This window comes from Serratia sp. 3ACOL1 (genome assembly GCF_003668775.1).
In the GTDB taxonomy this organism is placed as follows: Bacteria; Pseudomonadota; Gammaproteobacteria; order Enterobacterales; family Enterobacteriaceae; genus Chania; species Chania fonticola.
Genome location: NZ_CP033055.1, coordinates 5,828,806 through 5,842,869, shown reverse-complemented (window position 1 = coordinate 5,842,869; position 14,064 = coordinate 5,828,806). Strand labels below are relative to the sequence as shown.

At 55.8% G+C, this 14,064-nt stretch carries 11 protein-coding genes; 4 read left to right on the top strand and 7 right to left on the bottom strand.

All coding sequences use genetic code 11. The features are described 5' to 3' along the window. Nucleotides 1–383: 383 nt before the first annotated feature. The 4 genes from D9980_RS26465 to phoB all read right to left on the bottom strand — a co-directional run bounded on the left by D9980_RS26465 (nt 384) and on the right by phoB (nt 4,658). Nucleotides 384–1,487 carry a cobalamin-independent methionine synthase II family protein gene (locus D9980_RS26465; protein WP_121608911.1) on the bottom strand — a complete coding sequence of 368 codons (1,104 nt, stop codon included), beginning with the start codon at nt 1,485–1,487 and terminating at the stop codon, nt 384–386. Between the two features lie 188 nt (nt 1,488–1,675). Then, nucleotides 1,676–2,614 (bottom strand): PstS family phosphate ABC transporter substrate-binding protein, encoded by a 939-nt coding sequence (locus tag D9980_RS26460; protein WP_121608910.1) that lies wholly within the window; start codon nt 2,612–2,614, stop codon nt 1,676–1,678. Nucleotides 2,615–2,627: 13 nt separating this feature from the next. Continuing rightward, nucleotides 2,628–3,944 carry a phosphate regulon sensor histidine kinase PhoR gene (gene phoR / locus D9980_RS26455; RefSeq protein WP_024483907.1) on the bottom strand — a complete coding sequence of 439 codons (1,317 nt, stop codon included), beginning with the start codon at nt 3,942–3,944 and terminating at the stop codon, nt 2,628–2,630. A gap of 24 nt (nt 3,945–3,968) precedes the next feature. Beyond that, nucleotides 3,969–4,658, bottom strand: coding sequence for a phosphate response regulator transcription factor PhoB (gene phoB, locus D9980_RS26450; RefSeq protein WP_021180214.1), 690 nt, complete (start codon nt 4,656–4,658; stop codon nt 3,969–3,971). A 224-nt stretch (nt 4,659–4,882) separates the two neighbouring features. Here phoB and sbcD point away from each other — a divergent pair, with 224 nt between their 5' ends. From sbcD to licT, 3 genes are all read left to right on the top strand, one after another. After that, nucleotides 4,883–6,112, top strand: a complete 1,230-nt coding sequence (sbcD, locus tag D9980_RS26445; protein WP_121608909.1) for an exonuclease subunit SbcD — start codon at nt 4,883–4,885, stop codon at nt 6,110–6,112. Then, complete coding sequence (sbcC, locus tag D9980_RS26440; RefSeq protein WP_121608908.1) at nt 6,109–9,360, top strand: exonuclease subunit SbcC; 3,252 nt, start codon at nt 6,109–6,111, stop codon at nt 9,358–9,360. The genes sbcD and sbcC overlap by 4 nt, the downstream gene beginning before the upstream one ends. Before the next feature lie 206 nt (nt 9,361–9,566). Then, entirely contained in the window at nt 9,567–10,424 is an 858-nt protein-coding gene (gene licT / locus D9980_RS26435) for a BglG family transcription antiterminator LicT (RefSeq protein WP_121608907.1), read from the top strand. Nucleotides 10,425–10,473: 49 nt separating this feature from the next. On the opposite strand, the gene mak is transcribed toward licT, so the two are convergent. Then, the gene (mak, locus tag D9980_RS26430; protein WP_046808085.1) at nt 10,474–11,382 is read right to left on the bottom strand and encodes a fructokinase; all 909 of its coding nucleotides are present in this window, start codon (nt 11,380–11,382) and stop codon (nt 10,474–10,476) included. A 240-nt stretch (nt 11,383–11,622) separates the two neighbouring features. On the opposite strand from mak, the gene rdgC reads away from it, so the two are divergent. Continuing rightward, a complete protein-coding gene (gene rdgC, locus D9980_RS26425) occupies nt 11,623–12,534 on the top strand; it encodes a recombination-associated protein RdgC (RefSeq protein WP_021805520.1) in 912 nt (303 codons plus the stop codon). Nucleotides 12,535–12,610: 76 nt separating this feature from the next. Here rdgC and ppnP read toward each other — a convergent pair whose 3' ends face one another. Then, complete coding sequence (ppnP, locus tag D9980_RS26420) at nt 12,611–12,901, bottom strand: pyrimidine/purine nucleoside phosphorylase (protein WP_021180225.1); 291 nt, start codon at nt 12,899–12,901, stop codon at nt 12,611–12,613. A 184-nt stretch (nt 12,902–13,085) separates the two neighbouring features. Continuing rightward, complete coding sequence (locus tag D9980_RS26415; RefSeq protein WP_121608906.1) at nt 13,086–14,015, bottom strand: DUF1177 domain-containing protein; 930 nt, start codon at nt 14,013–14,015, stop codon at nt 13,086–13,088. Between the last annotated feature and the right edge of the window lie 49 nt (nt 14,016–14,064).

Here is a 14,064-nt window from a genome sequence, read left to right as displayed (position 1 = left end):
ACAGCGCGCAATAGCAGCGTCTGACCTTGATAAAGGCGAATACTCATGATGACGAGCAGATTTTTAGACGTTTTTTCCCCTGCTGAATTCCTGGTCGCAATCACCGCAGAAAGCTGGGGAAAATGGAGGTTTAGTCCGGCAATAGGGGGATAGTTAAACGTTTATAGTGCCAAAAGGCAATACGCAGGACGGAAAGCAGAGTGATCGTCCAGATAATATCTCTCATCCAGTCGAACATAGGGGTTATCAATAAATATGCACTACATGATTTGTATTATTTTTGAGCACATCACTCACGAAATGTGAAACAAATGGTTACACGGTGCGTGAAAACACCAATAACCAGACGTTGAACGCGTGTCATGTGCTCATTTTACTGGCGCTTACCAGACCGACGCTGCGATATTGACCACGCTACGCAGCTTATCCCACTGTTGCTGCTCACTCAGGCTGTTGCCCTCTTCGGTAGAGGCAAAACCACACTGCGTGCTCAGGCAGAGCTGTTTAATATCGACGAACTGCGTTGCTTCCTTGATGCGTTGTTGCACCACCGCCGGATCTTCCAGCTCACCGGTCTTGGTGGTGATCAACCCTAGCACCACCTGCTGCTTGCCCGGCCTGATAAAACGCAGTGGCTCAAAACCGCCAGATCGTTCGTTATCATATTCCAGGAAGAAGGCATCAACATTGACCTGGCCAAACAGGATTTCCGCCACTGGCTCATAACCCCCTTCCGAGATCCAGGTGGAACGGAAGTTACCACGGCAAACGTGCAGACCAATGGTCAAATCATCCGGTTTCCCGACGATGGCTTTATTCAGCACCTCTGCGTAGGTACGGGCCAATTGCTCGGGATCTTCACCCCGCTCACGGATCTGGCGCTTCTGATCGTCGGAGCACAGATAGGCCCAGACGGTATCGTCAAGCTGCAGGTAGCGGCAGCCAGCGTCGTAAAAGGCTTTGATCGCATCGCGGTAGGTTTGTGCCAGATCGTCAAAGTAGCTATCCAGCTCCGGGTACACCTGCGGGTCGATCGCCTGACGGCCACCGCGGAAATGCAGCACGCTCGGGCTCGGGATGGTCATCTTCGGCACAGCATCACCGGCTACGCTTTTCAGGAAACGAAAATCCTCCAGCATCGGATGGTTGCTAAAGCCCAGTTTGCCGGTCACCTTGATGCTGCGGGCCTTGGTTTGCACTCCGTTAAACTGAATGCCCTGCTCCACCTCGTAGCCTTCTACACCATCAAGCCCCTCAAGGAAGTCGAAGTGCCACCAGGCACGACGGAACTCACCATCGGTCACGACCTGTAAGCCGATCTCCTGCTGTTTGCCGACAATATGGCGGATTTGCTCGTTTTCTACTGCGCGCAGCTGAGCCGCGTCGATCTCACCATTCTGGAACTGCTGACGGGCCGTTTTCAGCGCCGCAGGGCGCAACAGGCTACCGACAACGTCGGCGTGAAAGGCATGGCTGGCTTTGGACATGTTCTGCTCCGATGATGCACTGAGGGCTAGCCGCCATCAGTTCCAATCATTGACAAGTTGAATTATTACGCTGGGTTACAAATGGACATCCAGACGTCTAAACTGCTTGAGTGCATCCTTTCATGTCACCGGTCACCCGGCAATGGAGAAATTTTCATGGGTGTTGAATGGAATTCAAGTTGGCCGGACTAATCCAGCCCCAAGAGCGTGCGGGTTTTGCGCAGCGTATCCGGCGGTAGCGGCAGATAACCATCGTGATTTACCAGATCCTGTCCCTGAGCAGACAGTACACGGTCAAGGAATGCCGCTGTCAGGGGTTCCAGCGGCTGGTTGGGAGCTTTGTTGATGTAGATATACAGGTAGCGCGCCAACGGATAGCTACCGTTACGCACGTTGGTTTCGCTAGGTTCAATATAACGATCGCCCGTTTCTGCCAGGGGCAACAGCCGCACCCCGCTGGCGCGAAAGCCGATGCTGGCATAGCCAATGCCGTTTAACGATCCGGCCACCGCCTGCACCACCGAGGCCGACCCCGGCAGTTCATTCACCCGCGCCATAAAATCGCCACCGCATAACGCACGCAGTTTGAAATACCCATAGGTACCCGAAGCGGAATTGCGGCCAAAGCGTTGCAAGGCACGCTGCTGCCAGCTGCCCTGCAACCCCAGCTCTCCCCAGCGGTTAATCGGCGTGTTTTCCCCGCAGCGACGAGTCGCGGAAAAGATTTGATCCAGCTGTTGCAGATTCAAACCACGTAGCGGATTGTCCTGATGCACCAGCACCACCAGCGCATCAACCGCGACCGGCACCGCCAGCGGCGCATAGCCATAGCGGTGCTCAAACGCCGACACCTCCGCCGCCTTCATTGGTCGGCTCATGGGCCCAAGCTGCGCAGCACCAGCCGCTAATGCGGTGGGTGCCGTTGAGGAACCGGCAGCCTGCAGTTGCAGGTTCACGTTGGGATAGTGCCGGCTGAAATCCTGCCCCCACAGCGCCATCAGGTTGGCCAGGGTGTCGGAACCTACGCTGGACAGGTTACCGGAAAGCATGCCGTCCGGAGCAGCCACGGCCCCGCGGCCAACCGACAACAGTAGGCAAAGCAGCAAAGCTTGGATAAATCGATTCATGGCGGGCGACCTGTTAATTTTTCACCGCATTCTCTGCTAAAGCCGCGGGAACAATCAACCGGTTAGGCAAGGTAAAGATAAAACGGGTGCCGATGCCTGGCTCGCTGAGGATCTCCAATCGTGAATCATGATGGCTGAGCGCATGCTTCACGATGGCCAAGCCGAGCCCACTGCCGCCGGTCTGGCGCGAACGTGCTTTATCCACGCGATAGAAACGCTCGGTCAGGCGCGGGATATGTTCGGCACCAATGCCCGGCCCGTTATCGCTGACCTGGAACTGAGCCCCCTGCGGCGTCTGCTGCCAGCTCACTTCGATGTTGGTACCCGCCGGAGTATGGTTGACGGCGTTGTACACCAGATTGGAAACCGCGCTGCGCAGTTGATCCTCGTTACCGAACACCTGCAGATTTTCATTCACCCGGAAATTAATCTGATGATTACCGCCGCTAAGCGACTGCGCTTCACGCTGCAATACCCGCAGCATTAACGGAATATCGACCTTCTCGTTCATATCCACGTTTGGCGCGGCCTCGATCCTGGAGAGCGTAAGCAACTGCTTTACCAGGCCATCCATGCGTTTGGTCTGCTCTTGCATGGTGCCCAAGGCTTTGCCACGCAGCGAACCATCCAGCTCTTCATCGCTCATCATCTCCAGGTAGCCTTGCAACACCGTGAGCGGCGTACGCAGCTCATGGCTGACGTTGGCGAAGAAGTTGCGTCTGGCCCCTTCCAGTTGGCGCATCTGGGTCACATCACGGGCCACCATCAGCAGTTGGCCTTCGGAATAGGGCATGATACGGAATTCGACAAAGTGCTCGTTATTCAGCTGTAGCGTCAGCGGCCGGGTAAATTCTTGCTGTTGCAGATAATGGCTGAATTCCGGATAGCGCAGCAGGTTGAGAATGTGTTGGCCGTTATCTTCCGGCCAGCGAAAGCCCAGCAGATGCTGTGCCAGGCCGTTACACCAGAAGATATTGCCTTCAACGGTGGTCATCACCACCGCATCCGGTAAGGATTCGGCGCCGCTGCGAAAGCGTTTGATCAACAACGCCAGCTCACGGCGGCGGCGGCGATTACGCTGCTGCATCTGATACAGGCCATAGAACAGCGGCTCCCAGCTCCAGCGGCCCGGCGGCGGCGTCATGCTGCGATCCACCCACAGCCAGTGGGAAAGTTTGAGTTGGTTATAGAAGTTCCAGGCCAGCGCGGCCAGCACCGAAACCAACAGCAACCAGGGCAGATAACCGAAAATCAGCCCCAGCAATAAGGCAGGCAGGCAAAAAAGGGCCAGCTCCAGCGCCAGCCTCTTCCACGATAAACGTTCTAGCACGGTAACCTCTCCAGCGCTGTGCGATCAGTAGCGCGTTGAGAACCGATAACCGGTGCCGCGAACGGTTTGAACCATCTTGTCATGACCACTGGTCTCCAGCGCCTTACGCAGCCGGCGGATATGCACATCAACGGTGCGGTCTTCCACATAAACGTTAGTGCCCCAGACGTGATTAAGCAACTGTTCGCGGCTATAAACACGCTCCGGATGAGTCATAAAGAAGTGCAGCAGTTTGAACTCGGTCGGCCCCATCTCAAGCGCCTGTTCATTGGCCATCACCCGGTGTGAGGAAGGATCCAGGCTTAACCCCTGCATTTCAATCACTTCTTCTACTGCCATTGGTGAAATACGGCGCATTACCGCCTTGATACGTGCCACCAGCTCCTTGGGCGAGAAAGGTTTGGTGATGTAATCATCCGCGCCAACTTCCAGGCCACGTACCCGATCTTCTTCTTCACCGCGCGCGGTCAGCATCATTACCGGGATATCCCGGGTCATCGCCTCACGCTTCATATGCTTGATAAACTGAATGCCGGAACCTCCCGGTAACATCCAGTCCAGTAACACCAAATCAGGGAACGGCTCAGACAGGCGCGTAACGGCACTGTCATAATCCTCGGCTTCCAACGGTTGGTAACCATTCTGTTCCAACACAAAGCACACCATCTCACGGATCGGCGCTTCGTCTTCCACCACCAGTATGCGTCTTGCCATCGTCAATCCTGCCAATGTGTTAGCGATCTCAGTTGATTGCGGTCGCCATTATGCGTCAGTTTTGTGACAGTTTTATGAAAAAAAAGCCCGATCGAACGCAGTAAGCATAGCGATTATTTCTGACGGCAAACAAAAATCATTCGGCTCTCTGCTTGATTGAACCACGACAGGAGAGATCCCCCCCTTTATAATCGTCGCCATTATGTTGTCGCCCTGGGAGTTTTATGCGCCTGATCCATACCTCCGACTGGCATTTGGGCCAGTACTTTTTCACCAAAAGCCGCGCCGCCGAGCATCAGGCCTTCTTACGTTGGCTGATCGAACAGGTGGAACAGCATCAGGTGGATGCGCTTATCGTCGCAGGCGATCTATTCGATACCGGCTCCCCACCCAGCTACGCCCGCGAACTATACAACCGGTTTGTGGTGGAACTGCAACGCACCGGCTGCCAACTGGTGGTGCTGGGCGGCAACCATGACTCCGTGGCCACGCTGAACGAATCGCGTGAGCTGCTTTCCTGCCTGAATACCACCGTGATTGCCAACGCGCAAAGCGAGCTGGAGCAGCAGATCGTGGTGCTCAACCAGCTTGATGGCCAACCTGGTGCGGTACTTTGCGCCATTCCGTTCCTGCGCCCACGGGATCTGCTCACCAGCCGCGCCGGTGAGTCTGGCAACCAAAAGCAGCAGGCTCTGCAAGAAGCCATCGCCGAGCATTACCAAAACCTGTATCAGGCAGCTTGTGCGCGCCGCGATGCGTTGGGTTTGCCACTACCGATCGTCGCCACTGGCCACTTAACCACCGTGGGCGTCACCACCTCGGATTCGGTACGGGATATCTATATCGGCACGCTGGACGCCTTTCCAGCCCAGGCGTTCCCCCCTGCCGATTACATTGCGTTGGGGCATATCCATCGCGCGCAGAACGTCGCCAAGTCTGAGCATATCCGCTACAGCGGCTCGCCAATCCCACTGAGTTTTGACGAGTTAGGCAAAGCCAAAAGCGTGTTTATGGTCGATTTTGCCGACGGAGCATTGCAACAGATCGCGCCATTGGAGATCCCCACCTTCCAGCCCATGCAGCTGATCAAGGGTGATTTACAGCAAATCGAGGCCCAATTACAGCAGTTTGCCGATTATCATGGCGAACTTCCGGTTTGGTTGGATATCGAAGTAGCCACCCAAGATTACCTCAGTGATATTCAGCGCCGCATCCAACAGTTGGCGGAAGATTTACCGGTTGAAGTGGTGTTGCTGCGGCGCAGTAAAGAGCAACGTAACCAGACCCTTGCCCAGCAGGATAAAGAAACCCTGAATGAATTAAGCGTGGGCGAAGTCTTCGAGCGCCGGTTGGCGTTGGAAGCCGAGATGGCCGAACCGCGCCAACAGCAGATGCGGCAGATGTTCCAGCAGGTGGTAGAAACCTTGCATCACCAAGAGGAGCCATCCGCATGAAGATCCTGAGCCTAAGGCTGAAAAACCTGAACTCGCTACAGGGCGAGTGGAAAATCGACTTCACGGCGGAACCCTTCGCCAGCAACGGCCTGTTTGCCATCACCGGTCCCACCGGGGCGGGTAAAACCACCCTGCTGGATGCCATCTGTCTGGCTCTCTATCACCAGACGCCGCGGCTGGAAGTCAGCGCCAGCCAGAACGAATTGATGACCCGCCACACCGCCGAATCGCTGGCCGAAGTGGAGTTTGAGGTCAAAGGCGTCGGCTATCGCGCCTTCTGGAGCCAACGCCGGGCGAAAAACGATCCGGACGGCAACCTGCAGGCTCCCAAGGTGGAGCTGGCACTGCGGGCAGACGGCAAAATCCTGGCGGATAAAATTTCCGATAAAAAAGAGCTGATTGCCGCGATCACCGGGCTGGATTTTGGCCGCTTCACCAAATCGATGATGCTGTCGCAGGGCCAGTTTGCCGCCTTCCTGAACGCCAAGGCCAACGAACGTGCCGAACTGCTGGAAGAACTGACCGGCACCGAGATTTATGGGCGGCTGTCGGCACAGGTATTCGAACAGCACAAACAGGCGAAAAGCGATCTGGACGCTTTGCATCACCGTGCCAGCGGGATTGAACTGCTCAATGATGAGCAGCGTCAGGCGGTGGAAAACCAGCTCAACGAGCTCGGCACTGAAGAGCAACTTCTCAGCCAACAATCACAACGGCAACAACATCAGTTGAGCTGGCTGCAACGCTGGCAAACCACCCAGCAGCAGACTCAGGATTATCAGCAACAGCTGGCTGGCGTGCAGCAGGAGTTTCAACTGGCCGAACCGCAGTTGCAACGGTTAGCCCGCAGTGAGCCTGCCGAGAAACTGCGCCCATTGCTCAATGAGCGTAATCGTTGTCAGCGGGATCGTTTAGCATTACAGCAACAGATCGACCAGTTGGCTCAGCAGCAAGAGCGGCAATTGGCCGAACTGACCCCGTTACAACAGCAGTTGGATCAGGCGCAAAAGGCCAGGCAAGACCAGGCGGAACATCAGCAACAGCAGCAAACGCTGATGGATGACAAGGTGTTGCCGCTCGATCATCAGATTGCTCAGTTGCAAAACCAACTGGCAGAAGCGCGTAAACAGCTTGCGGAGAGCCAGCGGCAGAGCGAAGAGCTGCGGCGCACTCTGGAACAACTCACCGAAAGACGCGGCCAACTGGCTACCCTGGCGGGTCAATATCAGACCAGGCAGCTTGAACTCACGGCGGCGTTGGATAGCCAACTCCAGCAGCAAGCCACGTTAGAGGCGCAATCCCCGCTGGAGAAACTGCGTCACCGCCAGGGCGAACTGAGTGGCTTGCGCCCGGTTCGCCAGCAGTTGTCAAAACTGGCCTTGCTGTTCCAGCAGAACCAGCAACGCCTTGAACAGCAGCGGCTCGAATTCACTACGCGACAAAAACAGCTGACCGAAGTAGAAACCCAACTCGATGCGGTGCGCCAGCAGTATAAACAGCAAAAAGCGCACCTGACAGACGTTGAGAAGACGCTCGAACTGGAAAAGCGCATCGTCAGTCTGGAAGCCGAACGGGCGCGGCTGCAAACCGATGCTCCCTGCCCGCTGTGCGGCTCCACGCACCATCCGGCGATCGAACAATATCAGGCTGTCAAACCGTCAGAAACGGAACAGCGCGTCGCCCAGTTACGCACCCAAACCGAAGAACTGCACACTCAAGGGACAGAGCTGCGCGCACGCAGTGAAAGCCTGAAAGAGCAGCAGCAACGTCTGCAAACGCAGTTGAACCAGGAAATTGAGCAGCAGGAAAGCCATCTGCAAAGCTGGCAGACCCTCAGCGCCCCCTTGGCCTTCGACTTTACGCTGCAAGACAGCGCCCGGTTAACCGCCTGGCTGGAGGCTTGCGATAGTGAAGAGCAGGCCGCTCAGCAGCTTCTGTTGCAACACGAACGGCTCGCCAAGGCCGTACAGCTTGCGAAGGATGCCCTGAATGCCCTGCAAACTGAACAGCAGAGTTCGCAACAGGAAACAGCGCGACTGAATGAGCGCTTTGAGTTGCTGCAGAAAAACCAGCAGGAAACCCAGCGCCAATTGGCACAGTGGCAACAACAGTGCCTGACGAATGAAACTCAGCTGCTGGCACAGCGTAACGAACGCATCGCGCTGTTTGGTGAAAGAACGGTGGTTGAAGCCCGTGAGCAGTTGCGCACGGCACAAATTGCCGCAGAGCACGCCTTGCAGCAGGCTACGGAGCGATTGCACAAAGCCCAGGAGCAGCGCGATCGTCTGGCTGGCCAATGGGTCGGTTTGCAGCAACAGCAACAACAGCAAGCCGAACGGGGGCAACAGGCCGAGCAGCAGTGGCAGCAGGCCTTGGCCAGCAGCACCTTCGACGATGAGGCCGCATTCAACGCCGCGCTACTGGATGACGACGAACGCCAACGCTTACAGCAGCACAAAGAGCAGTTGCAGGAGCGTCAGGTGCGGGCCACAACGCTGTTGGCGCAGGCCGTACAGGCTCTGGAGCAGCACCGTCTGGAGCGCCCTGCGGATCTGGATGAAACCCAGGCCAATATTGAGCAACTCACCACCGCGCTCAGCGAACTGGCAGAGCGGCTGAAAACACTACAGCTGCGTCAGGGCGAGGTGCGTAACCAACTGAGCAGCGATGCCGAGCGCCGCCTCAATCAACAGTCCCTGTTCGAACAGATCGCTCAAAGCCAACAGCAGTACGACGACTGGAGCCTGCTCAACCAGCTTATCGGCTCCAAAGAGGGCGACAAGTTCCGCAAGTTCGCTCAGGGCCTGACCCTGGATCATCTGGTATACCTGGCTAACAATCAGCTTGGCCGCCTGCACGGGCGCTATCTGTTGCAACGCAAAACCAGTGATGCGCTGGAGCTACAGGTGGTGGATACCTGGCAGGCCGATGCCCTGCGCGATACCCGCACCCTCTCCGGCGGTGAAAGCTTCCTGGTGAGTCTGGCGCTAGCGCTGGCCTTGTCCGATCTGGTCAGCCACAAGACCAGCATCGATTCGCTGTTCCTGGACGAGGGCTTCGGCACGCTGGACGCCGAGACGCTGGACACCGCGCTAGACGCTTTGGACAGCCTTAACGCCACCGGCAAAACCATCGGCGTGATCAGCCACGTGGAGGCAATGAAGGAGCGCATCCCGGTGCAGATTAAGGTGAAAAAGGTCAATGGGCTGGGGGTCAGCCGACTGGACGCTCAGTTTCGCATCGAATGACCGCGACTGAGGTTTACGTCAAGAGGTAACTACGGCCAGAAGTGTGATCGCGGCTACAGTACCAGCTGAAAAGCATTGAGCCAGAGCCGACAACGGTTATCATGATAATTATTACAGGATTGTCACTGTGCATACAGGCAAAACCTGACCTTCGGGATCGCTCCCGGACGTCGGGTTTTTTCGTTTTCAGCGGGCCGGGAATAGCCATGAAAATCGCTAAAATACTCAATAATAACGTAGTGATTACGCTGAATGACCATCAGGAAGAAACGGTGGTTATGGGGCGTGGCATTGGCTTTCAAAAGAAAGCCGGGGAAAGTGTGGATGAAAGCCTGATTGAAAAGGTGTTCACCCTCAACAGTGGTGAAATGAGCGAACGCTACAAAGAACTGCTGGCGGAGATCCCGCTGGCGTGTGTGACCACCGCAGACAAGATCATCACCCTAGCCCGCGAGCGGCTGCCGGGGAAACTGCATAACATTGTCTACATCACGCTGACCGACCATATCCATTTTGCGCTGCAACGCCATGCGCAGGGGCTGGATATCAAGAACGCACTGCTATGGGAGATCAAGAAACTCTATCCAAACGAGTTTGCCATTGGGCTTGAGGCGCTGACCATCATCGCCCAGCGTCTGGAAACTACGTTGCCGGAAGACGAGGCTGGCTTTATCGCCTTGCACCTGGTCAACGCGCAGCTCAATGACGAAATGCACAACACCCTGCATATCACCCGTGTGATGCAGGAGATCCTCAATATCGTCAAATACCATTTCCGTTTTGACTACAACGAGGAAACCCTCAGCTACCATCGTTTTGTCACCCACCTGAAATTCTTTGCCCAGCGCCTGCTAGGCAAGAATTACGTCAACAGCGAGGACGATTCGCTGTATCAGGTAGTGAAGGAGAAATACCGCGAGTCATTCGCCTGTGCCGGCAAGATCAACCAACACATCGAGAAGAGCTACCAGCACCAGTTGACCAGCGAAGAGATGCTGTTTCTGACCATCCATATCGAGCGGGTACGCAGCGAAAGTGAAAAGGATTACACACCTAAGGAGTGAGACGAGGGCTCGCAACGGGCGCAGCATGCTGCGCCCCTACGAAGGTTGGTTACACCTGAGGCCATAACCAGGCGGCGCCGCGCACACCGCTGGAATCACCATGTATTGCTTTGCGGATAGGAGTTTCGCACTCGCCGCCAAATACCCAAGGTTTCACCAGTGACGGCACCGTTTGATACAGCCGCTCCACGTTGCTCATGCCGCCGCCCAGGACGATCACATCGGGATCAAACAGATTGATCACGTGAGCCAGAGACTTCGCCAGCCGCATTTCGTAACGCTTAACAGCTAACTCTGCCACCGCATCCTGTTGTGCAGCAAGCGCCATAATTTCGTGACCTTTTAGCGCCTGACCACTCAGCCGCGCATAGTCGGTAGCGAAACCGGTCCCGGAGATAAAGGTTTCAATACAGCCAGGCTTCCCACAGTAACAGGGCACCTCGGCGCGAAAACGCAGTTCGTCTTCATCCAGCCACGGCAACGGATTGTGGCCCCACTCGCCGGAAATGCCGTTGCCCCCGGCATGCACCTGGCCGTTTATCGCAACTCCAGCCCCACAACCGGTGCCAATGATCACCGCAAACACGGTTTTTTTCCCAGCAGCGGCTCCATCGGTGGCTTCCGATACCGCTAGGCAGTTGGCATCGTTGGCTAGCCGCACTTCGCGTTGCAGCATGGCAGAAAGATCTTTATCCATCGGCTGACCATTCAGCCAGGTGGAGTTGGCATTTTTTACCAGGCCGGTAAAGGGCGACAGCGTCCCGGGGATCCCTACGCCCACCGAGCCTTGCTGGCCGGTTTTTTCCTCCGCCAGCGTCACCAGCCCGCAGATAGCTTCTAGCGTCAGCTGATAATCATGACGAGGGGTGGCAATGCGATGACGGAACAGCTCTGCCCCATCGTTAGCCAATGCAATCACTTCAATTTTAGTGCCACCCAGATCGATACCAATACGCACAATTTCTCTCCCCAATTCAGCACGACAACAAACTTGCCGCCCAGTGTAGCGCATAGCCCGGCTCACGCCACGCTCACCGAATGTGACGCCAATGGCAATTCCCCTATCTGGCTGTGTGAAACGCGGCAGCGGACGCAAATCAGCGGGAATGAGGCGATTTTTCAGCGTCAATTCGTTATTATGCCGCCCTGCTTTTGATGAATCTGCGTGCCAAATGCACGCCCAGCCTGGGATAACATTATGCTGTGGTTTAAGAATTTGATGGTTTACCGTTTGAGCCGCGACGTTGCGCTAACTGCGGATGAAATGGAAAAACAGCTCAGCGCCTTTGCCTTCACCCCATGCGGCAGCCAGGACATGGCGAAAACCGGCTGGGTTTCCCCGATGGGTTCTCACAGCGACGCGCTGACGCACGCGGTTAACGGCCAGATCATGATTTGCGCCCGTAAAGAAGAGAAGATCCTGCCCTCTCCGGTACTGAAACAAGAGCTACAGGCCAAGATCGAAAAGCTGGAAGGCGAACAGCACCGCAAGCTGAAAAAAACCGAGAAAGACTCCCTGAAAGATGAAGTGCTGCACAGCCTGCTGCCACGCGCCTTCAGCCGCTTCAACCAGACCTATATGTGGATCGATACCGTTAACGATCTGATTATGGTCGATGCCGCCAGCGCCAAGCGCGCCGAAGATATGCTGGCGCTGCTGCGTAAAAGCCTGGGCTCTCTGCCGGTGGTACCTTTGACCATGGAAAGCCCGATCGAGCTGACGCTGACCGAATGGGTCCGCTCCGGCGAACTGCCAGCCGGTTTTATCATTCAGGATGAGGCCGAACTGAAGGCCATTCTGGAAGAAGGCGGGGTGATCCGCTGTAAGAAGCAGAACCTGATCAGCGACGAGATTGCCGTACATATAGAGGCAGGCAAGCTGGTGACCAAGCTGGCGGTAGATTGGCAGGAACGCATCCAACTGGTGCTGGCCGACGACGGCTCACTCAAGCGCCTGAAGTTTGCCGATACGCTGCGCGATCAGAACGATGATATCGATCGTGAGGATTTTGCCCAGCGTTTCGATGCCGACTTCATCCTGATGACCAGCGAACTGGCGGCCTTGATCAGCAACACCATCGAAGCCTTGGGTGGCGAAGCACAGCGCTAAAACAGAAGGGGCGCAACAAGTTGCGCCCTCTGGGGAGTGCCGGGGAAAATCTTCATCCCCGGCCAAACTGCACTGATTACTTACTCAGATAACGACACAGGTAGGCCGTCGCATCGGCAACCTGAACGTTGAATTCACTCTGCGCAGGCACAAAGAACTTCTCGCCTGGCGTAAACACCTGCCAATCCGGTGCACCCGGTAACAGCACTTTCAATGCCCCGGTGATCACCGTCATCTCTTCCGGCTGTGCGGTACCGAAGGTGTACTCACCCTCTTCCATCACCCCGACGCTGGTACGACCGATGCTGCTACTATCGTAACCGATAGACTTCACTTTCCCGGCAAAATACTCGTTCACTTTCAGCATAGACTGGCACCTGCGTAATCATCTTTGAGGGATCTCCATATTGGGGGATGAATCTGGGTCTGTCACTGGTTTTTGATGCGAAATGCGATCGTTACGCACTGCAAAACATGAGCGGGATCAAACAATGAGTTCGATGGCCATCGCTCGACGTCCTATAGCTCATTCAATCTGGCAGACATCACGGTTATTTCCGTTGTTGAAAATGGCTCAGGCTGCCATAAAGCGCCAGCAGACGGTCATATTCAGCAGGATCGTAGAAGCTGCAGGTACCGCGCCCAAACTCTTTGGCCACTTCAACGGCAAATTTCACCGCCAGCGCGATATCCACCTCATGGCTGGCACCGGTGCCACAGCCCGGCACTACCGACTCAGTACAGATTGCCACACCTACTACTGGCGCTGCCGTAGCGGTTGAGGGTTGCAGGATACTGTTGAGGTGATGAATGTCATTACCATAGGGCGTAATGTCCTGCATGGTGATCGGGAAGGTCACTGCCGGGCGGCCACTGGTCATTTCCATGATACGCAAAAGGTCTTCCGACACCCGCAGGATGTAGCCCTGTTTCACCGTCGGTGACAACGCATAGCCCTTGTGGTTGATAATACGATTGCCCTTGGTAGTATCGATCGACAAAATGGCATCGGCTTGCGGCACCACTTCGTTATCATTCATCGTGACGTCATCGATGGGTGAATCCATAAAATCGACCGGATCGTGTGGGCGAGTGGGTGCGTTCGGGCAAATATGCGTAGTGATCACCACGTCACCAGGCAGAACGTCACCTTTGCGCTGCATTTCTGCCAGCTTTAGCGCACTGGCGATCGCCGCAATCGCCCCGTCACCGTCTGATACCAATCCTATGCGCGTGGGGCGAGCTCCAATGCCACCCAAGCGGCCAATAATGCCCAACGTTGGCGCATCACCACCGGATTGCTTGCCTGCACTGCCAGGGATCTCGATGCGGACAAAATCCGTGGTGCCCTTCTCACCGCTGACACGATGAGTGCTGGCCTTGACCAACGGGTAATGGGTAAACAGATCGACCACGTCCTGCCCTTTGACATAGGCATTATCAATCAGCTCAAAGACCTGCAGCGTTTGTTGCAAACTCATGTTAATCCCTCGCAAATGTTGCCTGATAGGTTTATGCCTCCCGCAGTTG

Coding starts and splice junctions, on each gene's coding strand:
- D9980_RS26465 (WP_121608911.1), bottom strand. CDS start 1,487: ATGTCCAAAGCCAGCCATGCCTTTCACGCCGACGTTGTCGGTAGCCTG.
- D9980_RS26460 (WP_121608910.1), bottom strand. CDS start 2,614: ATGAATCGATTTATCCAAGCTTTGCTGCTTTGCCTACTGTTGTCGGTT.
- phoB (WP_021180214.1), bottom strand. CDS start 4,658: ATGGCAAGACGCATACTGGTGGTGGAAGACGAAGCGCCGATCCGTGAG.
- sbcD (WP_121608909.1), top strand. CDS start 4,883: ATGCGCCTGATCCATACCTCCGACTGGCATTTGGGCCAGTACTTTTTC.
- sbcC (WP_121608908.1), top strand. CDS start 6,109: ATGAAGATCCTGAGCCTAAGGCTGAAAAACCTGAACTCGCTACAGGGC.
- licT (WP_121608907.1), top strand. CDS start 9,567: ATGAAAATCGCTAAAATACTCAATAATAACGTAGTGATTACGCTGAAT.
- rdgC (WP_021805520.1), top strand. CDS start 11,623: ATGCTGTGGTTTAAGAATTTGATGGTTTACCGTTTGAGCCGCGACGTT.
- ppnP (WP_021180225.1), bottom strand. CDS start 12,901: ATGCTGAAAGTGAACGAGTATTTTGCCGGGAAAGTGAAGTCTATCGGT.
- D9980_RS26415 (WP_121608906.1), bottom strand. CDS start 14,015: ATGAGTTTGCAACAAACGCTGCAGGTCTTTGAGCTGATTGATAATGCC.